The organism is Leisingera sp. CC-HEC096, from assembly GCF_059429235.1.
In genome coordinates this window covers 3,390,198-3,410,360 of record NZ_JCAIJS010000001.1, presented here as the reverse complement: position 1 = coordinate 3,410,360, position 20,163 = coordinate 3,390,198, and the positions used below count along the sequence as shown (strand labels likewise).

Genomic DNA, 20,163 nt, shown 5'->3' with positions numbered 1-20,163 from the left:
CGGCATGGAGGAAAGACATATGAAGCAACTGAAACTCCCCTTGGCCGCGCTGGCGCTGACGGCGCTGCCGGGCCTGGCCCTGGCCCAGGACGGCCCGGCCCCGGGTGTGAACCCTGCAACCGACACCGTGTTCATCCTGAACTCGCTCCTGTTCCTGATCGGCGGCTGCCTGGTGTTCTGGATGGCGGCGGGCTTTGCCATGCTGGAGGCGGGCCTGGTGCGCTCCAAGAACGTAACTATGCAGCTGACCAAGAATATGGCCCTGTTCTCTCTGGCAGCGGTGTTCTACTGGCTGATCGGCTATAACCTGATGTATCCGCTGGGCAATTGGGCCGTCGACGGTGTCTTGTCCGGTGTCTTTGGCCCCGGCGTTCTGGAAGCCGTGGGGATCACCGCAGAAGGCGCGGATGATTACTCCTATGCCTCCACCGGCTCTGACTTTTTCTTTCAGCTGATGTTCTGCGCCGCCACCGCTTCGATCGTGTCGGGCACCCTGGCCGAGCGCATCAAGCTGTGGCCCTTCCTGATCTTCACCATCGTGCTGACCTCGGTGATCTACCCGTTCCAGGCCAGCTGGAAGTGGGGCGGCGGTTTCCTGGAAGAGATGGGCTTCCTGGACTTCGCAGGCTCGACCGTTGTGCACTCCGTTGGCGGCTGGGCCGCACTGACCGGCGCGCTGATCCTGGGCCCGCGCATCGGCAAGTACAAGGACGGCAAGACCATCCCGATGCCCGGCTCCAACCTGGCACTGGCAACTCTTGGCTGCTTCATCCTGTGGATGGGCTGGTTCGGCTTCAACGGCGGCTCGCAGCTGGCAATGGGCTCGATTGGCGACGTGGCTGATATCTCGCGCATCTTCGCCAACACCAACGCTGCTGCCGCAGGCGGCGCCGTGGCGGCGCTGGTGCTGACCCAGCTTTTGTTCCGCAAGCCTGACCTGACCATGATCCTGAACGGCGCGCTGGCGGGCCTGGTGGCAATCACCGCAGAGCCGCTGACCCCGGGCCTGGGCCTGGCCACCCTGATCGGTGCCATCGGCGGCGTGATCGTGGTCTTTGCGGTGCCGTTCCTGGACAAGCTGCAGATCGACGACGTGGTCGGCGCCATTCCGGTGCACCTGATCTGCGGCATCTGGGGCACCGTGGCCGTGGTTCTGTCGAACCCCGAAGCCAACCTGCTGACCCAGCTGACCGGCATCGCCGTGGTGGGTGTCTTCACCGTCGCAGCCTCTGCCGTGGTCTGGATCATCCTGCGTGCCACCATGGGCATCCGGGTCGAGGAAGAGGACGAGGTCAACGGGCTCGACATGGCGGAGCTGGGCATGGAGGCCTACCCGGAGTTCTCGCCGAGCTGACTTTACAGCCCTTGAAAGAAAAGCGCGGCGCCTGCTTCAGGCGCCGCGTTTCGATTTGGGCGGGGCACTCCCAACAGGGGGGATCATCACAGATGATCCCCCCTGTTGGGCCAAGCGCCGCTGCCTCGGCGCAGCCGGAGGGACCCGGATTCGTTCCTCCTCTGCACCGCGCCAGCGGTGCCACGCCCAAGCCTGCAAGGGTCTTGGCGCAGCCAAGGCACGCTGACAAGCGCGGGAGCCCCGCCCTTGCCAAGCCCGTTACCAGAATTGAAACGGGCAACAGTTTTTTGAAAACTTTTGACAAGACCTTTGACAACAAGTCTTGCGCGGCCTCGAGCCAATAGAAAAACGCGCCCGTTTCGCGGGCGCGTTTTCACCTTAACACAAATGACGCTCAGACGCCTGCGTCGACGATCGCCTTGGCCAGAACCGGTACGGTCTGCGCGTTGAGGCCCGCGATGTTCAGGCGGCTGTCGCCCACCATGTAGATGCCATTGTCCACCCGCATCTTCTCGACCAGCTCCGGCGTGGTGCCCAGGAGAGAGAACATGCCGCGGTGCTGGGCGATGAAGCTGAACCGGTCAGAGCCGGTCAGCCGCTGCAGTTCATCCGCGAGGCTCTGACGCAGGCCCAGCATACCGAGGCGCACCTCTTCCAGCTCTGCCGCCCAATCGGCACGCAGGGCATCGTCGTTCAGGATCATTGTCACCAGCCGCGCGCCATGATCCGGCGGGAAGGAGTAGTTCTGCCGGTTCAGGAACGCCAGGGTGCCTTGGTTCAGCGCCTGCGCAGAGGCATCGTTGGAAACCGCCATCAGCAGGCCGGTGCGCTCGCGGTAGATGCCGAAGTTCTTGGAGCAGCTGGCAGCGATCAGCGTCTCGGGGCAGCTGGAGGCGACAAGGCGCACGCCCAGCGCATCCTCTTCCAGGCCGTCGCCAAAGCCCTGATAGGCGATGTCGATCATCGGGATCAGGCCGCGTTCGTTCAGCAGCGCGATGACCTCTTTCCACTGCACCTCGTTGAGGTTGGCGCCGGTCGGGTTGTGGCAGCAGCCGTGCAGCAGCACCACGTCGCCCTTCTCAGCGCCCTTCAGGTCTTCCATCATCCCGTCGAAGTTCACACCACGGGTGTCGCGGTCAAAGTAGCGGTAGACGACGGTTTCGATGCCGACATAGTTCAGGATCGACACGTGGTTCGGCCAGGTCGGATCCGACACGAAAACGCGGGCCTTGGGGTTGGCCATCTGGATCAGCTCAAACGCCTGGCGCACCGCGCCGGTGCCGCCGGGGGTGGCTGCGGCAGCGATGTTTTCGCGGGCAACGGCATCGCCGAGGATCAGCTTGATCATCGCGTCCGAATAGGCCGGATCGCCCGCCAGGCCGACATAGGCCTTGGTGGTCTGCTCTTCCCACAGCTTGTGCTCCGCCGCCTTGATCGCGCGCATCACCGGGGTGACGCCCTCGGCGTTCTTGTAGACGCCGACACCAAGGTCGATCTTATCCGCGCGCGGGTCGTCGCGGTACATTTGCATCAGCGCCAGGATCTTGTCGGCGGGCTGGGGTTTCAGGGTCTCGAACATCAGTTCTCTCCGGTAGCAACGGGAAGGGTCGGGAAGGCACCCCATTCCACCCAGGACCCGTCATAAAGCGCGTGATCGGTTTTGCCGGTCCGCTCCAGGGCGAGGCTGAGGATGGCGGCGGTGACGCCCGATCCGCAGGAAGTAATCGCAGGTTTGCTCAGATCGACGCCGGCGGCTTCAAAGGCGGCACGCAGCCCTTCGGCATCCTTCATGGTGCCGTCGTCATTCAGCACCTGGCCGAAGGGGACGTTTTTGGAGCCCGGTATATGGCCCGCACGAAGTCCCTCGCGCGGCTCCGGCGCGTCGCCGCGGAAGCGCTCGGCAGAGCGGGCGTCGATGATTTCATGGTCTCCCAGCTTGGCGGCGGCAGAGACCTGAGTCACATCGCGCACCATGTGGTTCTGCACCCGCACGGTCATATGGCGGTCGCGGATCACCGGCGGCAGATCCTCGACCGGATGGCCTTCAGCCTGCCACTTGGGGAAACCGCCGTCGAGAACCGCAACATTGGTCTGGCCCATCAGCCGGAACAGCCACCAGACACGGGCGGCGGAGAACAGGCCGGCGCCGTCATAGATCACCACCTGATGGCCGTCGCCGACGCCCATGGCGCGCAGCTTGGACATGAATTTCTCGACCGGCGGCACCATATGCGGCAGGTCGGACCGGTTGTCGGAAATATCGTCGATATCGAAGAACCGCGCGCCAGGAATGTGGGCAGTCTCATACTCCGCCTTGGCGTCGCGTCCCTGCTGCGGCAGATACCAGGAGGCGTCCAGCACCCGCAGATCCGGGTCCTTAAGATGGGCGGCCAGCCAGTCCGTGGAAACCAGCGTCTTCGGATCGTCCTGCATCAAAGCGTCTCCCTGTCTGCACTTAGCGCCATGGGTACATCCGGCAGCACAGCGGCGCAAGCTATCCCGGCCGTCTGCCTGCGGTTACAAATTTCTTGCGGCGCTTTAACGTGCCGGTAATAACCGCAGACACAATTTGAGCTTATTATTGCAGAGGTCTATTGCCATGCCCGTTTTTCGACGCATCACTCCAGTCCTCCTCGTTTTTCTTTGTCTGGCCAGCCCCCAGGCGCTGCGTGCAAGCTGCGTGGAGATCGGAAAAACTTGCATTAATGACAATGACTTGAAGGCGCAGATCCGGATCGGACGCCACACTCCGGACTTGCAGGGACTGGAACGGTTCAGCCATCTGAAAGAACTGACACTGATGGCTGACCTGCGCTTTGACGCGCCGGTCGACCTGTCGCCGCTGGCCGCGCTGCCCAACCTGGAACGGCTGGCGCTGGTCGGCATCACCGCACCCGACATAACCCCCCTCACCCGCCTGCCGGAACTGAAGCGGCTGAGCCTTGATTCTGTCCGCGCGCCGGACTTCACTCCGCTGGCCGGCGTGACCGCGCTTGAGCACCTGTCGGTCTGGGGCATCAAGGACGTCACCGACCTGTCCTTTGTGCGCGGCCTGACCCGGCTGCAGAGCCTGAATATCGCAGATTCCGGCGTTACCGACCTGAGCCCGCTCGAGGGCCTTAAGGAACTGGAGGTCTTTCTGGCCTTCAACACGCAGGTTTCCGACCTGAGCCCGCTGGCCGCCGCAAATCTGCGGGTGGCCTGGATTTCCAACTGCCCGGTGGAAAGCGTTGCCGCGCTGGCCGCCTCGGACCGGCTGGAGATGCTGCGGGCGGATGGCACCCGGCTGCTAAGCCTTGAGGGGCTGCAGAACAAACCGGCGCTTCAGACCCTGATCCTGTCGGACACGCAGGTGGCGGAGCTGGCCCCGATTGCGGATGCGGCAAACCTGAATGAACTGGCGCTGGATGGCACAAATGTCAGTGATATTTCTCCGCTGGCCGGGCTGAACGCGTTGCGCAAGCTGACCCTGAAAGGCACCGCGGTTAGCAGCCTGAAACCGCTCGCAGGCAAGAACCTGCGGGAGCTCTCGGTGACCAACACTGCCGTTGCGGACCTGGAGGGGGTTCAGGGGATGGGAGAGCTTTGGGAGCTCAGCATTTCGGGGACCGGCATTCGCGACCTGACCCCGCTCAGCGGATTGAAGAAGCTTTCCATCCTGCGGGTGATCGGCGTGCCCGCCGCGGCGCTGCAACCGCTCCTGGAGATCGACAGCCTGCGGATCGTCTTTGCCGGCCCCGCCCTGAAGTCCCACAAGCGCCTGCTGGGCCGGGAGAAGATCACGGAATACGTCACCAGCGTGCAATGAGGCTGGCGGCTCTTGCCTGCCGGCACTGCGCTTGCGTCAGTATCAAATGGACGCGCCTGCTTTCCCAGGGGTTTCAGGCCACCACCCGCAATCTCGGAGCTTCCGGCCGGGCTGCTGCGTGGCCCGCGGAAAACCGGTGCGCAAAGGCAAGGCCGGCCCGGATCACATGCGGATTCATCTGCCCGCCGGTGACATCGGCGACGGCTTCACGCGCGCCCGGCGTCTGGTCCCGGCGCATGTGATGCAGCATCCGCAGCAGCGCGGCCTCTTCCGGCGTCACGGTCCCGCGCAGTTCCAGGTCAAAAGGATCAATGTAGGCAAACTGCCCGTCCCGGCAGTCCATCACCGCCCGCAGCAGTTTCATCAGCGCCTGCGCCGCGGGCAGCCCGATGGCCTCGCCCCAGCGTTCCGCCGCCACCATATAGGCCCGCTGCCAAGCTTGGCTGTCCGGCGTCTCATAGCTCATCAGAAAGTGCCGCAGCACCGGCAGCAGCCCGGTCTCGAATTCGTCAAATCCATGCGCCGCCAGCCCGGCCTCATGCGAAACTCTACACATTCGCTTTTCCCTCAAGATGGTCCCGACAGCAGGCGCGCTGTCCTCTTCGTCCGGGCTGGATCCCTAGGCGGATTTGCTGGGAACCACATATCTGACTTATTTTGTCGGATACTACAACAGCAGACGGCTGCAGAACAGCGCCTTGCGGCGCCGGCCTGCGGCGCGAGTATTTTCAGAAAGATGAAAGGGAGCGGCGCGCTCTCGCCAAGGGCCTTAGCGGGCGTCCTTCAGCAGGCGCTGCTTCTGGCGGCCCCAGTCGCGCTTGGCCTGGGTTTCGCGCTTGTCATGCAATTTCTTGCCCTTGGCGATACCCAGTTTGATCTTGGCGCGGCCCTTGTGGTTGAAATAGATCACCAGCGGCACCAGGGTCATCCCCTTGCGCTGGGTCAGGTTCCAAAGGTCGGCCAGCTCCTTGCGCGACACCAAGAGCTTGCGGCGGCGGCGCTCTTCATGCTTGAACACCTTTGCCTGCTCGTAGGGCGGGATATAGGAGTTCACCAGCCACAGCTCGCCGTTTTCCACTGCGGCGTAGGAATCGGCAATATTGGTGCCGTTGCCGCGCAGCGCCTTGACCTCGGACCCTTCCAGCACGATGCCGCATTCGATATCGCTTTCGATCGCGTAATCGAAGCGTGCCCGCCGGTTCTCGGCGATCACCTTGTAATTCGGGTCTGATGTCTGCTTTTTCTTGGCCATGGGCGGCAGATGTAAGGCCGCGCGGCGGCGGGCGCAAGATGGCGCTCACACCTTGCCGCTGCGCAGCAGCGTGAAAACACCACTGCCGACGATGACTGCGCTGCCGATCAGGGTCAACGCATCGGGGCGTTCGCCAAAGACCAGCACCCCCAGCACCATGGCAAATACCAGGCGGGTATAGCGGAACGGCGCAATGACAGAGATCTCGCCCGCCCGCATGGCGCCGGACAAGGCGTTATAGGCAATCACCCCGATCACCGTGGCTGCCGCGATATCCAGCCAGTTGCGCGGGGCCGGCCAGACCGCGCCGCCGGTCCAGCCCAGCGCAAGTGCGCCGGCCAGCACCAGCATCGCAAAGCCCAGGAATCCCAGCTGGTTGTTGCTCATGTCCTTGGGTGCCGCGCGGGTGGCCAGATCACGGCCCGCAAAGCCCAGCGTGCCGGCGACGGCAAACATCGACGCCGGCTCAAACCCGCTGAGGCCCGGACGCAGGATCAACAGCACCCCTGCAAAGCCCAGCCCAATGGCCAGCCAGCGCCGCCAGCCGACGGTCTCGCCAAAGAACACCACCGCGCCCGCGGCCACCACCAAAGGCGTCGCCTGCAGAATGGCCGAGGCCGAAGACAGGGGCGTAAGCGCAATCGCCAGAGTAAAGCAGAGCCGCCCGACGACCTCCGCCAAGGAGCGCCACAGCATCGGGCGCGTGCCAAAACCCGGGTGCCAGGGGGTGTGACCTTGCGCACGCGCCAGGCCTGCAAAAACCACCATGCCGCCGAGACCGAACAGGATCAGGATCTGCCCCACCGGAAGGCTGGCGGCGGCGGATTTGATGAACATGTCCTCCAGCGCAAAGGCCGCCATGGCCAGCACCATCAGAAGGCTTCCGCGCAGCGTGTCCATCCCTGGCTCCAATACCTGCAACATCAATCACTTGCGCAATTGGTAGGCAGCCCGGGGAAAATACACAAGTGAAGCACCTTAATCCCGCTGCGTCAGAACCGCCTGCCGGTAGTGATGCATGTTGAGAAAGGCGGCGCCGGTTTCCAGGCTGCGGTAGCCGTGCGGCTGATCGGCAGCAAAGCGCAGCCCCTGCCCGGCCTCCAGCGGCACCCATTCCCCGTCTTTCAGCACCTCCATGGAGCCATGCAGCACATAGACCTCCTCGGTCACCCCGGTGTCATGCGGCTGCGACTGGTGGCTTTGGCCCGGCTTCAGCGTCACCTGAAAGGTCTCGGCGCCCAGAAGCGGGTCAAAGGGAAACACGATCTTGACCCCGATGCTGCCGGGGAACTGCACGGTCTCATAAACCCCGGCGGCCTCCCCCACCGGCCGGGTTGCTTCGCCGATCAGGGCGGTCAGCGGCAGGTGGAATCCCTTGGCGATCTTCCACAGCGTGGCAATTGTCGGGCTTGATTCGCCGCGCTCTATTTGCCCCAGCATCGCCTTGCTGACCCCGGTCGCCTCCGCCGCCTTGGACAGGCTAAGTCCCGCCGCTGTCCGGATTTCCCGCAGGTTCAGGATGATGCCGTCGTCGCTCATTGTCTCCGCCCGCTAAAAAAGCCTTGTGCGCTATAACGCACGGGATGTAGTGTGCGCTATAACGCACAAAACCCCTACCCGATCCGGCGCCAGAGGAAAACCCGCATGCTCAAGGATCTGAAGCTGTCGCATATCGTCTCTGGCGCGGTTGCCGTGCTGGTCGGCTATACAGGCTCGGTCGCCATCATCTTTCAGGCGATCGAGGCGGTGGGCGCGACACAGTCCCAGGCCAACAGCTGGATGCTGGTGCTGGGGCTTGGCATGGGGCTCACCAGCCTGCTGCTGTCGCTGATCTACCGGATGCCGGTCCTGACCGCCTGGTCGACGCCGGGCGCGGCGCTGCTTGCGGTCAGCCTCAATGGCGTGCCGCTGGCGGAGGCGGTGGGCGCCTTTCTCCTTTGCGCGGTCCTGCTGACCCTCACCGGCGTTACCGGCTGGTTCGCCGCCCTCTCGCGCCTGATCCCGGACAGCCTGGCCAGCGCGATGCTGGCGGGCATCCTGTTCCAGTTCGGGCTTTCCGCCTTCACCTCGCTGCAGACCGACACCGCGCTGGTGGCGGTGATGGGCCTCACCTTCCTAGCCGGGCGCAAGCTGTTTCCCCGCTACACCATCCCCGCGGTGCTGGCAGCGGGCGTGGCCTGGTGCGCAGGCACCGGTGCCTTTGGCAGCCTGGAGGCGCTGGACCTGACCCTCGCCCGCCCGGACTTCGTGATGCCAGCCTTCTCGCTGCCGGTGCTGATCGGCATCGGCCTGCCGCTGTACATCGTCACCATGTCCTCGCAGAACATGCCGGGCGTGGTGGCGCTGAGGGCCTGCGGTTATGAACCGCCGGTGTCCGCCAGCCTCACCGTCACTGGCCTGGCGTCGCTGCTGCTCGCCCCCTTCGGCGGCTTCGCCTTCAACCTCGCCGCCATCACCGCCGCCATCTGCGCGGGCCCAGAAGCGGACGAAAACCCCGAAACCCGCTATCTGGCGGGCGTGATGACGGGCCTTGTCTACATCCTGGTGGGGCTTGGCGGCGCCACCGTCATCAGCCTGTTCCTGATCGCGCCCAAGGCGCTGGTCGCCACCGTTGCGGGGTTGGCGCTGCTGGCGACCATCGGCAACAGCCTGTCGGCCGCGCTGGCCGAACCGCAGGGCCGCGAGGCGGCGCTGATCACCTTCATGACCACGGTCTCCGGCATCAGTTTCCTGGGAATCGGCGCGCCGTTCTGGGCGCTGGTGCTGGGGCTGGCGGTGAATCGCTGGCTGAAGCCGCCCGACCCCGCCCCGGTACGCGCCTGAGAACCACCACCAGAGACATTTCGCCACTGAAATCCGGCGCAATCTGCGCCAATATTACCGAAGAGAGCCCCGCCCGGTTGCCTTTATTGCGCAAATCGTGTCCCTGAGGGCAAAGACTAAGGGAACCAGCCTGATGCCAAAGTACCGATCCAGAACCTCCACCCATGGCCGCAACATGGCGGGCGCGCGCGGATTGTGGCGCGCCACCGGCATGAAGGACGATGATTTCGGCAAGCCGATCATCGCCATCGTCAACTCCTTCACCCAGTTCGTGCCCGGCCACGTGCACCTCAAGGACCTGGGCCAGATGGTCGCCCGCGAGGTCGAGGCGGCCGGCGGCGTCGCCAAGGAGTTCAACACCATCGCGGTGGATGACGGCATCGCCATGGGCCATGACGGCATGCTCTACTCGCTGCCCTCGCGCGAGGTGATCGCCGACAGCGTCGAATATATGGTCAACGCGCACTGTGCGGACGCCATGGTCTGCATCTCCAACTGCGACAAGATCACTCCGGGGATGCTGATGGCCGCCATGCGCCTCAACATCCCGGCGATCTTTGTCTCCGGCGGCCCGATGGAAGCGGGCAAGATCGACATTGCCGATCTCGATATGAAGAAAATCGACCTGGTGGACGCCATGGTCGCCGCCGCGGATGACAAGTTCACCGACGAGCAGGTGAAGCACATCGAGGAAAACGCCTGCCCCACCTGCGGGTCGTGTTCCGGCATGTTCACCGCCAACTCGATGAACTGCCTGGCCGAGGCGCTGGGTCTGGCGCTGCCGGGCAACGGCTCGACGCTGGCCACCCACGCCGACCGCAAGGAGCTGTTCCTGGAAGCCGGCCGGAAGATCGTCGAGATCACCAAGCGTCACTACCAGGACGAAGAAAAGGGCCTGCTGCCGCGCGAAATCGCCACGTTCGAGGCGTTTGAAAACGCGATGAGCCTTGATATCGCCATGGGCGGATCCACCAACACAGTGCTGCACCTGCTGGCCATCGCTAACGAAGGCCAGGTGGATTTCAACATGTCCCACATGGACCAGTTGAGCCGCAAAGTGCCCTGCCTGTGCAAGGTCGCGCCCAACATCCACAACGTCCATATGGAGGATGTGCACCGCGCCGGCGGCATCTTCTCGATCCTGGGCGAGCTGAGCCGCGCAGGGCTGCTGCACGAGGACTGCCACACCGTGCATTCCGCCACCATGGGCGAGGCGATTGCCAAGTGGGACATCAAAGTCGCCAATAATCCTGAGGCGGAAGCTCTGTTCAAGGCGGCACCGGGCGGCGTGCGCACGACGCAGGCGTTCTCCCAGGCCAACCGCTACAAAGAGCTGGACACCGACCGCGAAAACGGCGTGATCCGCGCCAAGGAGCACGCCTTTAGCCAGGACGGCGGGCTGGCGGTGCTGTTCGGCAATATCGCGCGGGACGGCTGCATCGTGAAGACCGCAGGCGTCGATGAGCACATCCTGAAATTCACCGGCTCGGCCTATGTCTGCGAAAGCCAGGACCAGGCGGTGAACGACATCCTGACCGGCAAGGTCAAGGAAGGCGACGTGGTGGTGATCCGCTACGAAGGCCCGCGCGGCGGCCCCGGCATGCAGGAGATGCTGTATCCGACCTCATACCTGAAATCGAAGGGCCTCGGCAAAGCCTGCGCGCTGCTGACCGACGGCCGGTTCTCCGGCGGCACCTCGGGCCTGTCGATCGGCCACGTCTCCCCTGAGGCGGCCGAGGGCGGAACCATCGGCCTGGTGCGCCCGGGCGATACCATCGAGATCGACATCCCCAACCGCACGATCCACCTGGCGGTCTCCGACGAGGAACTGGCGGCGCGGCGCGAGGAACAGGACGCCAAGGGCTGGAAACCGGCCGAGCCGCGCAAGCGCAAGGTCTCCAAGGCGCTGAAGGCCTATGCGCTGCTCGCCACCTCCGCCGCCAAAGGCGCCGTGCGCGCGCTGCCTGACGAGGATTGAGGCAGAACACTCCCACGGAAATGCCAAACCCGCCGCTCAAACGCGGCGGGTTTTCTCTTGCCTCCCGCGCCTGAGACCGCTTTTCAGTAAACGTCCTGCATTATCCAAGCGCTCCCGCCCCCGCTTTGGCCCGCTGGCTGACGCCAGCACGCCACGCGGTGTTGAGCGTGGCGCCGTGCTGGCGCACGGCGCGCCTCCGGCGGGAGTATTTGGGCAAAGGTGAAGCCGTATAGCCGATTGCACTACCCGCCCGCGCCGCGTCAGCGGCGCCGGGCCCAAGGCTCTGAGCTGCATCTTTGATGCAGCGGCAAAGGCGCGGGAGCTCCCGCTTGCGGCCCTGTCCGCCTACTCCCCCAGTTTGGCGTGCACCTCGTCCAGGTCGATCTCGCCCACCGGCATCTTGTTGGCCGGGTTCTCGAAATCGTATTTGAACAGCTCGAAATCGCGCTTGTAGATCTCGTAGACCAGATGCATCGACAGGTCGTCGAAATAGTCCTCTACGGCGTGCGCGCGCTTGGGGCCGTGGCCCTCGCTTTCGTTGAAACGCGGGATTGCGGCCAAGTCCACCAGATGCGGCGTCTCGATCGCGTCCAGCACCTGCTGCATGCCGTCGTTAAACGCCTCGGTCCAGAAGATCTGGTTGTAGCGCCCGCCGTTCAGGATGAAGGTCGAGACATGCCCCGACATTGCCGACCAGTGGATGTCCGGGTCCATCGGGCGGCGCCAGCGGATGGTGTCGCGGGCAAACAGCAGGAACCGGCGGAAGCTGGCGATCTGGTCGAACTCCTGCTTGCCGTCCTCGCCGCCGACTTCGATCCCGTACTCATAGGCCAGCTTGGGCACCAGGTTGCCGCGGTAGCGGCGGCCGTTGCGCTGGATGCCGCAGATCTTGTCGAAAAACGAACTGAGGATGCGGGTATAGGGGTTCCTCACGCAGGTGAAGGCATAGGACCTCTGCCCCTGCACATTGCGGGTGATCGGCCCCTGGCTGTGCTCCTGTGCCCATTTGTGCAGTCCCTCCTTAGCGTCGTGAATGTCGCCGTCGAAGAATGTGCCGTGATCGGAGTAGTAGAGGATCTGCCCGATCGTCGAGCAGGCGCATTTCGGCACCACCCGGTAGACCACACTTTCACTTTCCGTCATCCAGGTGCCGGGGAACCCCATCCGCTGCCCTCATCTTGTTCACGCCATTCCCAGCTTCATCGCATATGTTTACCGAAACGGAAACTATCTGGTTTATTCGTGCCTTCAGCCCGCCTATCAAGGGAAACAATCAGGCAAGTCGAGGCGCTCCGTCCACCCTATGGCGAAAATCGCATATATCCTGCTCTGCCATAAAGACCCCGAGGCGATCATCCAGCAGGCTGAGAGGCTGACTGCGGCTGGCGATTACATGTCCATCCACTTCGACGGGCGGGCGGCGCCGGAAGACTACCGGATGATCCGGACGGCGCTGGCGGACAACCCGAATGTGGCCTTCGCGGGAAAGCGGATCAAATGCGGCTGGGGGGAGTGGTCGCTGGTGCAGGCCACCCTGCACGCGCTGAACAGCGCGGTAGAGGAGTTTCCGCGCGCAACCCATTTCTACATGCTGTCCGGCGACTGCATGGCGGTGAAGACGGCGGAATACGCCCACCGGTTCCTGGACGCGCACGACAAGGACTTTATCGAAAGCTTCGACTTCTTTGAAAGCGACTGGATCAAGACCGGCATGAAGGAAGGCCGGCTGATCTACCGGCACTTCTTCAACGAGCGCAAGCACAAGCAGCTGTTCTACTGGAGCCACGAGCTGCAGAAACGGCTGGGGCTGCAGCGCGAAATACCTTCAGATATTCAGGTGCAGATCGGCAGCCAGTGGTGGTGCCTGCGGCGGCGCACGGTGGAGTGGATCCTGGACTTCATCCGCAAACGCCGCGATGTGATGCGGTTCTTCCGCTCCACCTGGATCCCGGATGAGACCTTCTTTCAGACCCTGGTGCGCCACCTGATTCCCGAACAGGAAATCGAAAGCCGTACCCTCACCTTTCTGATGTTTACCGACTACGGCATGCCGGTGAGTTTCCACAATGATCACTATGATCTGCTGCTCAGCCAGGATTTCCTGTTTGCCCGCAAGATCAGCCCTGAGGCCAAGGAGCTGAAATCCCGACTGGGGCGGCTCTATGCGGCGCAGGGCGTGGATTTCCAGATCTCCAACGAGGGGCGAAGCCTGTACCGGTTCCTGGCCCAGCGCGGCCGCATCGGGCGCCGCTTTGCGCCGCGGTTCTGGGAAACCGAAAGCACCCTGGGGCGCGAGCGCGAGCTGCTGATTGTGGTGTGCAAGAAATGGCATGTGGCCAAGCGGCTGCTGGAGCAGATCCGCCAGGTGACCAACATCCCCGCGATTGAGTACCTGTTCAACGAGGAAAACACCCCGCTGCCGGACCTGGGCGGCATCCAGACGGCCCTGATGAAGCGCACCCGCCACCGCCGGGCGCTGATGCGGATGCTGTTCGAATACTACGAGACGGATCAGCTGATCATCTGCCTGGACCCCGGCGCCATCGACCTGATGAATGATTTCCATTCCGACCGCTCCTCGACCCGCTTCCTGCACATCGAATGCGAGTTCAGCGATGATTACCTGGTCGGCCACGCCCACCGGGTCGGCCTCGCGGGCGAACGCACGCCGCAGCTCGCCCTGGACCGGCTGCTGCCGACAATCCGGAACGATATCCTGCACGAAGGCGACCGCATCCGCGATGCCGGGTTCAACCAGCTGTTCCACGTGCGCGAGGGCGCAAGCGCCGAAGAAAACGCGGGTCAGCTCAGCGGCTTCCTGTCTCTGTCAGGCGACAAGGCGATGGAGCTTGCCGCTACCCGCCACCTTTTTGCTGACTGAGCCGGCTGCCAGACACGCCGCGGCGCAGGTTGACAACCCGGTACCGGTGGCTTCGTCATATGCAGATGCGCGGAACTGTCCGGGACAGCCTGGCGTTTGCCCGTCACGGCCGCAGGTGCTCGAACGCTGAAAGGGGCGATGGATGGCAGACCAGGCGGAACCCAAGGCGGTCTTCCTCACCGGCAGCCTGATGCGGCATGTGACGCGCATGTCGCTGACAGCCAGCATCGGGCTGATGGCGATGTTCGCGGTCGATTTTGTCGACATGGCCTTTATCGCCATGCTGGGCAATGACGCGCTGGCCGCCGCCGTTGGCTATGCAGGCACCCTGCTGTTCTTCACCAACTCGATCAATATCGGCCTGTCGATTGCGGCAGGCTCGCTGGTGGCGCGGGAGCTGGGCGCGGGCCGGCCGGACCAAGCCCGCCATTACGCCACCAGCGTCGCCGCCATCGGCGTCCTGACCGGGCTGCTGATGCCCGTTCTTGTGCTCGCCTATCTGGAGCAGATCCTGACGCTGCTCGGCGCGGAGGGCGAGGTGCTGCGGCTGGCGATGCGCTATGTCTGGATCATCCTGCCAACGATGTGGGTGATGGCGCTGGCGATGACCGGCATGGCCGTGCTGCGCGCCCATGGCGATGCCCGCCGCTCTATGGTCGCGACGCTCTATGGCGGCGGGCTTAACGCGGTGCTGGATCCGCTGTTGATCTTTGGCCTGGGACTGGGGCTGGACGGGGCGGCCATCGCCTCGGTGCTGGCCCGGGCCTGTATGCTGGTGGCCGCTTTCTGGCCTGCGATCCGGGTGCACCAGGGCTTCATGCGGCCAGCGCCGGCGCAGGTTGCAGGCGATCTGCGGGCGATCCGGGCGATTGCTTTACCGGCGGTTCTGACCAACGTCGCCACCCCGGTCGGCAACGCCATTGTTTTGCGCGAGATTGCCCAGTTCGGCACCGAGGCGGTGGCTGGCATGGCGGTGATCGGCCGCCTGATGCCGGTGGCCTTCTCGGTGATCTTTGCGCTGTCGGGCGCCATCGGCCCGATTATCGGGCAGAACTTCGGCGCCGGGCAGTTCGCCCGCGTCCGCCAGGCCTTTATGGCCGGCATCACTTTTACCGCGGTCTACGTGCTGCTGATGGCGGCAGTTCTGTTTGCTCTAAGAGTGCCCATCGCGGACTTGTTCTCCGCCACCGGTGAGACCCGCGCGCTGATCTACCTGTTTTGCGGGCCGCTGGCGCTGGCCTACTTTTTCAATGGCGTAATCTTTGTCGAGAACGCCAGCTTCAACAACCTGGGCCGCCCCGTCTATTCCACCTGGATCAACTGGGGCCGCCACACCCTGGGCACCTGGCCGCTGGCGGTGCTGGGCGGCCACCTGGCCGGCGCGCCGGGGGTGCTGCTGGGCCAGGCCGCCGGCGGGATGATCTTTGCCGCACTCGGCGCGCTCTTGGTGCACCGGGTGCTGCAGGACCTCACCCGGCCCGCTCCGGTCGATGCTTTTGCGCCGCAGAACCGGCTGCATGCCCTGCTGGGCCGCCGCGGCTGGTAGAGCCTTTACCGCCTGACCTGCCCCGCCAAGTGTTCGGCAATCCAGTCGAACACCAAACTCGGCCCCTGCAGGCGGCTGGAGTAGTCGCGCGACATCACATAGCCCGCATCACTCACCACCACATCGGGCACCGCCTGCACCAGCGCGCCGCTCTGCAGCAGCCGGTCGATCAGCCCCAGCCAGCCCAGCGCAATGCCGTCGCCGGACACCGCCGACTGCACAACCATGTCGTAGTTGTTGAAGCTGATGTAGTGCTTCGACCGCTCCCCCGCGATGCCCAGCCGGTCAAACCACCCCTGCCAGGTCTGCCACTCGGCCGAGGCCGGTTTCGACAGGCTCAGCAGCTGGCAGTCCAGCAGGCCGGCGGCCGAGGGCACCGGGCCATGCTTCTCCAGGTAGGCCGGGCTGCACACCGCACCGACCCGCTCCTGCAGCAGCATCACATCGCCATCGCCCATGCTGCTGCGCGGGCCGACGTGGATCTTGATATCGCAATCCTCGCCATAGTCATCCGGCGGCACCTGGCTGGCCAGGATCTGGATCTCGATCTCATCCCCCAGCTCCGCCCGCAGATGCGACAGCCGCGGCAGCAGCCAGAAGCTGGAAAACGCAAAATCCGCTGAAATCCGCACCCTGGGCCGGGACTTGCGTTCCAGCAGCGATGACACGGAATTGCCCATTTGCGTCATCGCCGGGCGCACCACATTGAGCAGCCGCACCCCCTCGTTGGTCAGCGACACGCCCCGGTGACCGCGGCGGAACAGGGCAATGCCCAATTCGGTCTCAAGCCCCTTGATTTTCTGCGAAACCGCCGACTGCGTCAGCCCCAGCGCCTCTGCCGCGCCGGTGAAGTTTCCATGCCGGGCCACCAGGTCGAAGGCGTGCAGCGCGACCAGGTTGTGGCTCAGCTTCCTATTAATGCTGCTAATGTCATCCATAAATAATTGCCTACTGCAAAAGGCGAAATTTTTATAACAGAAAATGCCCTGCGTAAGTTCTGCTAAAGCCGCAGCCCCGGCGGCATCAACCGGCAGAGCAAGGGAAACAGGGATACTCTATGTCAATCAAACCTCCTTTGACGGATCTGCCGATCGGCACATCCGACCGCGGCTTTTACCGGGGCTTCAGCCAGATCGTCACCATCTCCTCCAAGCTGATGATCGGCGGGCTGGTGATCTGGGCCATCGCCTTCCCGGACCAGTCGGGCGCGGTGCTGAATTCGATCAACGGCTTCATCCTCGCCTCCTTCGGGGCCTGGTACATCTGGACCGTAGCGCTGTTCGTGCTGTGCTGCGCAGCACTTGCAATCTGGCCCACCGCCGGACGCCTCAAGCTGGGGCAGCACGGCGACCAGCCCGAATTCTCCAATTTCTCGTGGTTTTCGATGATGTTCGGCGCCGGTATCGGCGTCGGCATGCTGACCTGGGCGGTGGCAGAGCCGATCTATCACTGGAACAACAACCCCGAAGTCATCCAGGGCCTCACCAACGGCGGCACCGCGGACAACATCCGCATGGCCTACAAATGGTCCTTCCTGCACTGGGGACTTGGCGCCTGGGCCTGCTACGCGATTGCCGGGCTCGCGCTCGGCTTCTTTAGCTACCGCCGCGGTCTGCCGCTGACCATGCGCTCGTCGCTGACGCCGCTGTTCGGCGCCCGCCTCTCCGGCTCCATCGGCCATACCGTCGACATCGTCGCGGTGGTCGCCACCATCCTTGGCGTCGCACAAACGCTGGGGTTCGGGGTTGAACAGTTTGTCTCCGGCCTCACCCGCATCGGTATCGGCGGGCTGACCAACGAGGGCGGCACCGCCAACACCACCGGCGTCATCGTGGCGATCCTGGTGATCATGGCGGCCTCCACCGCCTCGGCGCTGTCGGGTGTGGGCAAGGGCATCAAGTGGCTCTCCAACATCAACATGGTGCTCAGCATTGCGCTCTTGGGTTTCTTCCTGCTGTTCGGCTCCACCTTCTTTGGCCTGCAGGCGCTGCTGGTGGGTCTGTGGGACTACCTGGTCGCCATGCCCGACATGCTGTTCCGGGTCTGGACCGGCGACGGCAACCCGGACAGCGTCGCCTCCAAGCTCGAAGGCTGGCAGGGCGGCTGGTCGGTGTTCTATTGGGCCTGGTGGATTGCCTTCGCGCCCTTCGTCGGCCTGTTCCTCGCCCGCATCTCCAAGGGCCGCACCATCCGCGAGTTCGTGCTGGGCGCGATGATCGTGCCGTCGCTGATGTGCTTTGTCTGGTTCACCTGGGCCGGCGGCACCGCCATCGACCTGGAGCTGCGCGGCGGCGCGGGCGGCCAGATCAGCTCAGCCCCCGATGGCGACAAGATCTTTGCCATGGTGCAGTACATGCTGTCGCCCTGGCTGGGCTGGGCGATGTCGGTGATGATCGTGATCCTGCTGATGACCTACCTGGTGACCACGGCGGACAGCGCGGTGCTGATCGTGAACACCATCAACGCCGCCGGCGACGAAGGCCCCAAGGCCCGCCCGCACATCGTCTTCTGGGGCGTGGCGCTGGGTGCAGTGGTGACGGCGCTGTTGCTGGTCGGCGGCCTCAAGGCGATCCAGACCGCGATGGTGATCGGCGCCCTGCCGTTTTCACTGGTGATGGTGCTGCAATGCGCCGCTCTGGTGAAGGCGATTTACAACGACGGCCGCCGCGAACAGGCAGGCCTGGCCACCACCGTCACACAGGAGCCGGCGGAATAAGGATCTCCCCGGGCGGATGGCTGCGGACGGGCAGCGCAGCCATTCGCCACTTTACAAGCTCCGCCGCTCCTTCATGCTAGGGGCGGACGCCTTCAACCAAAGGACCATAAAAATGACCAAATACTACAACAGGGAATCTCTCCACCCCGCGGTGCGGATGCATGCGGAGGAAGTTGCGCAACACAAGCTGGACCGGCGCGAGTTCCTGAGCCGCGCAACCGCGCTGGGGGTGACCGCCTCTGCCGCCTACGGGATGATCGGCCTCAGCCAGCCGGTGCAGGCAGCGGCCAATGCCCAGGAAGGCGGCACCATCCGCATCCAGCAGGTGGTGCGCGCGCTGCTCGACCCGCCGCTGTTCAACTGGCCGCAGCTGGGCAACCTGGTGCGCGGCTACATGGAATACCTGGTGCAGTACAACGCCGACGGCACCTTTGAACCCCGCCTGCTGGAAAGCTGGGAGGTGAACGAGGACGCCACCGAATACCTGCTGCACATCCGCCCCGGCGTGCACTGGAACGACGGCCGCGGCACCCTGACCGCTCAGGATGTGGCTTACAACTTTGCCCGCTGGTGCGATGGCAAATGGGAAGGCAACTCGATGGCCGCCCGCATGGGATCGCTGCAGAACGAGGCCGGCGACGGCCCCGCCGAGGGCGCGCTGGAGGTGGTCGACGAGCTGACCCTCAAGGTGAAGCTCACCCGCCCCGATATCACCATCATCCCGGCGGTGACCGAATACCCCGCCGCCATCGTGCCGGACGGCTGGTCGGGCGATCCGGGCGCCGACCCGATCGGCACCGGCCCCTACAGGCTGGTCGAATACGAGGTCGGTGTTAAGGCGGTGCTGGAAAAGGACCCGGACCACCAGTGGTGGGGCGAAGGCGCCCATCTCGACCGGATCGAGTTCATTGACTTCGGCACCGACGGCGCCACCCACCTGTCGGCAGCGGAATCCGAAGAAATCGACATGACCTACGAAACCGTGGGCGAGTATGTCGACATCTTCACCTCCATCGGCTGGAACGTCAGCGAGTCAGTCTCGGCCAACACCCTGGTCCTGCGCACCAACCGCGACGCCGAGGTGGACGGGATGCAACCTTATGCCGACGCCCGCGTCCGCCGCGCCCTGGCGCTGGCCTGCGACAACGCGGTGCTGCTGGAGCTCGGCTATGACGGCCGCGGCACCCTGGCGGAAAACCACCATGTCTGCCCGATCCACCCGGAATACGCCGATATCGGCGCTCCGGTGCGCGATGCAGAGGCCGCGCGCCAGCTGATGGAGGAGGCCGGGATGCTCGACTTCGAGCATGAGCTGATCTCCATCGACGACGACTGGCGCCGCAACACCACGGATGCGCTGGCGGCGCAGATGCGCGATGCGGGGCTCAAGGTCAAACGCACGGTGCTGCCCGGCAACACCTTCTGGAATGACTGGGACAAGTACCCGTTCAGCTCCACCGACTGGGGCCACCGCCCGCTGGGGGTGCAGGTGCTGACACTGGCCTACAAGACCGGCGTTGCCTGGAATGAAACCGGGCTGGCCAGTGCCGAGTTCGATTCCATGCTGGAAACCGCCTCAGCCATTGCCGACGCCGACACCCGCCGCGGGCACATGGAAGGCATCGAAAAATTCATGCGCGAGGATGGCACCATCATCCAGCCCTACTGGCGTTCGCTTTACCGCCACGCCCGGCCCGGCATCATCGGCGCCGAAAGCCACCCGATCAACGAAATCCACGTGCACAAGCTGGCGCTGGAAGCCTGATCAGGCGCTTGGAAAGGAAACGGGCGCGCGCCATGCCGGC

Annotated in this window: 16 protein-coding genes; 8 read left to right on the top strand and 8 right to left on the bottom strand. The window is 64.3% G+C overall.

Annotation, left to right across the window (positions count from 1 at the left end):
• Positions 1-19 precede the first annotated feature (19 nt).
• Positions 20-1,354 (top strand): ammonium transporter, encoded by a 1,335-nt coding sequence (locus AC5STI_RS16455; protein ID WP_475049492.1) that lies wholly within the window; start codon positions 20-22, stop codon positions 1,352-1,354.
• Between the two features lie 394 nt (positions 1,355-1,748).
• Here the strand turns inward: AC5STI_RS16455 and AC5STI_RS16450 are convergent, their stop codons facing one another.
• On the bottom strand, positions 1,749-2,933 hold the full coding sequence (locus AC5STI_RS16450; RefSeq protein ID WP_490398783.1) for an amino acid aminotransferase: 1,185 nt from the start codon (positions 2,931-2,933) through the stop codon (positions 1,749-1,751).
• On the bottom strand, positions 2,933-3,787 hold the full coding sequence (gene sseA / locus AC5STI_RS16445; RefSeq protein WP_495447400.1) for a 3-mercaptopyruvate sulfurtransferase: 855 nt from the start codon (positions 3,785-3,787) through the stop codon (positions 2,933-2,935). The genes AC5STI_RS16450 and sseA overlap by 1 nt, the downstream gene beginning before the upstream one ends.
• 283 nt (positions 3,788-4,070) lie before the next feature.
• On the opposite strand from sseA, the gene AC5STI_RS16440 reads away from it, so the two are divergent.
• Entirely contained in the window at positions 4,071-5,162 is a 1,092-nt protein-coding gene (locus AC5STI_RS16440; protein WP_495447399.1) for a leucine-rich repeat domain-containing protein, read from the top strand.
• Positions 5,163-5,235: 73 nt separating this feature from the next.
• On the opposite strand, the gene AC5STI_RS16435 is transcribed toward AC5STI_RS16440, so the two are convergent.
• From AC5STI_RS16435 to AC5STI_RS16420, 4 genes are all read right to left on the bottom strand, one after another.
• Positions 5,236-5,718 (bottom strand): hypothetical protein, encoded by a 483-nt coding sequence (locus AC5STI_RS16435; protein ID WP_495447398.1) that lies wholly within the window; start codon positions 5,716-5,718, stop codon positions 5,236-5,238.
• A 213-nt stretch (positions 5,719-5,931) separates the two neighbouring features.
• Complete coding sequence (smpB, locus tag AC5STI_RS16430; RefSeq protein ID WP_475049480.1) at positions 5,932-6,414, bottom strand: SsrA-binding protein SmpB; 483 nt, start codon at positions 6,412-6,414, stop codon at positions 5,932-5,934.
• Between the two features lie 45 nt (positions 6,415-6,459).
• A complete protein-coding gene (locus AC5STI_RS16425; RefSeq protein ID WP_495447397.1) occupies positions 6,460-7,314 on the bottom strand; it encodes a DMT family transporter in 855 nt (284 codons plus the stop codon).
• A 78-nt stretch (positions 7,315-7,392) separates the two neighbouring features.
• Positions 7,393-7,953 (bottom strand): helix-turn-helix domain-containing protein, encoded by a 561-nt coding sequence (locus AC5STI_RS16420; RefSeq protein WP_495447396.1) that lies wholly within the window; start codon positions 7,951-7,953, stop codon positions 7,393-7,395.
• 105 nt (positions 7,954-8,058) lie between these two features.
• Between AC5STI_RS16420 and AC5STI_RS16415 the strand changes: the two genes are divergently transcribed.
• Both AC5STI_RS16415 and ilvD read left to right on the top strand, forming a co-directional pair.
• Positions 8,059-9,237: a benzoate/H(+) symporter BenE family transporter gene (locus AC5STI_RS16415; RefSeq protein ID WP_495447395.1), complete on the top strand. Its 1,179-nt coding sequence runs from the start codon at positions 8,059-8,061 to the stop codon at positions 9,235-9,237.
• A 133-nt stretch (positions 9,238-9,370) separates the two neighbouring features.
• Entirely contained in the window at positions 9,371-11,215 is a 1,845-nt protein-coding gene (ilvD, locus tag AC5STI_RS16410; RefSeq protein WP_495447394.1) for a dihydroxy-acid dehydratase, read from the top strand.
• A 345-nt stretch (positions 11,216-11,560) separates the two neighbouring features.
• On the opposite strand, the gene AC5STI_RS16405 is transcribed toward ilvD, so the two are convergent.
• A complete protein-coding gene (locus AC5STI_RS16405) occupies positions 11,561-12,379 on the bottom strand; it encodes a sulfotransferase family protein (RefSeq protein WP_495447393.1) in 819 nt (272 codons plus the stop codon).
• Positions 12,380-12,518: 139 nt separating this feature from the next.
• Between AC5STI_RS16405 and AC5STI_RS16400 the strand changes: the two genes are divergently transcribed.
• Together AC5STI_RS16400 and AC5STI_RS16395 are read left to right on the top strand one after the other, a co-directional pair.
• A complete protein-coding gene (locus tag AC5STI_RS16400; RefSeq protein WP_495447392.1) occupies positions 12,519-14,096 on the top strand; it encodes a DUF5928 domain-containing protein in 1,578 nt (525 codons plus the stop codon).
• A gap of 142 nt (positions 14,097-14,238) precedes the next feature.
• Complete coding sequence (locus AC5STI_RS16395) at positions 14,239-15,642, top strand: MATE family efflux transporter (protein ID WP_490398793.1); 1,404 nt, start codon at positions 14,239-14,241, stop codon at positions 15,640-15,642.
• Between the two features lie 5 nt (positions 15,643-15,647).
• Here the strand turns inward: AC5STI_RS16395 and AC5STI_RS16390 are convergent, their stop codons facing one another.
• Positions 15,648-16,580: a LysR family transcriptional regulator gene (locus AC5STI_RS16390; protein ID WP_495447391.1), complete on the bottom strand. Its 933-nt coding sequence runs from the start codon at positions 16,578-16,580 to the stop codon at positions 15,648-15,650.
• A 119-nt stretch (positions 16,581-16,699) separates the two neighbouring features.
• Between AC5STI_RS16390 and AC5STI_RS16385 the strand changes: the two genes are divergently transcribed.
• On the top strand, positions 16,700-18,358 hold the full coding sequence (locus AC5STI_RS16385) for a BCCT family transporter (RefSeq protein ID WP_495447390.1): 1,659 nt from the start codon (positions 16,700-16,702) through the stop codon (positions 18,356-18,358).
• A gap of 112 nt (positions 18,359-18,470) precedes the next feature.
• Positions 18,471-20,123: an ABC transporter substrate-binding protein gene (locus AC5STI_RS16380; RefSeq protein WP_495447389.1), complete on the top strand. Its 1,653-nt coding sequence runs from the start codon at positions 18,471-18,473 to the stop codon at positions 20,121-20,123.
• Positions 20,124-20,163: the final 40 nt, after the last annotated feature.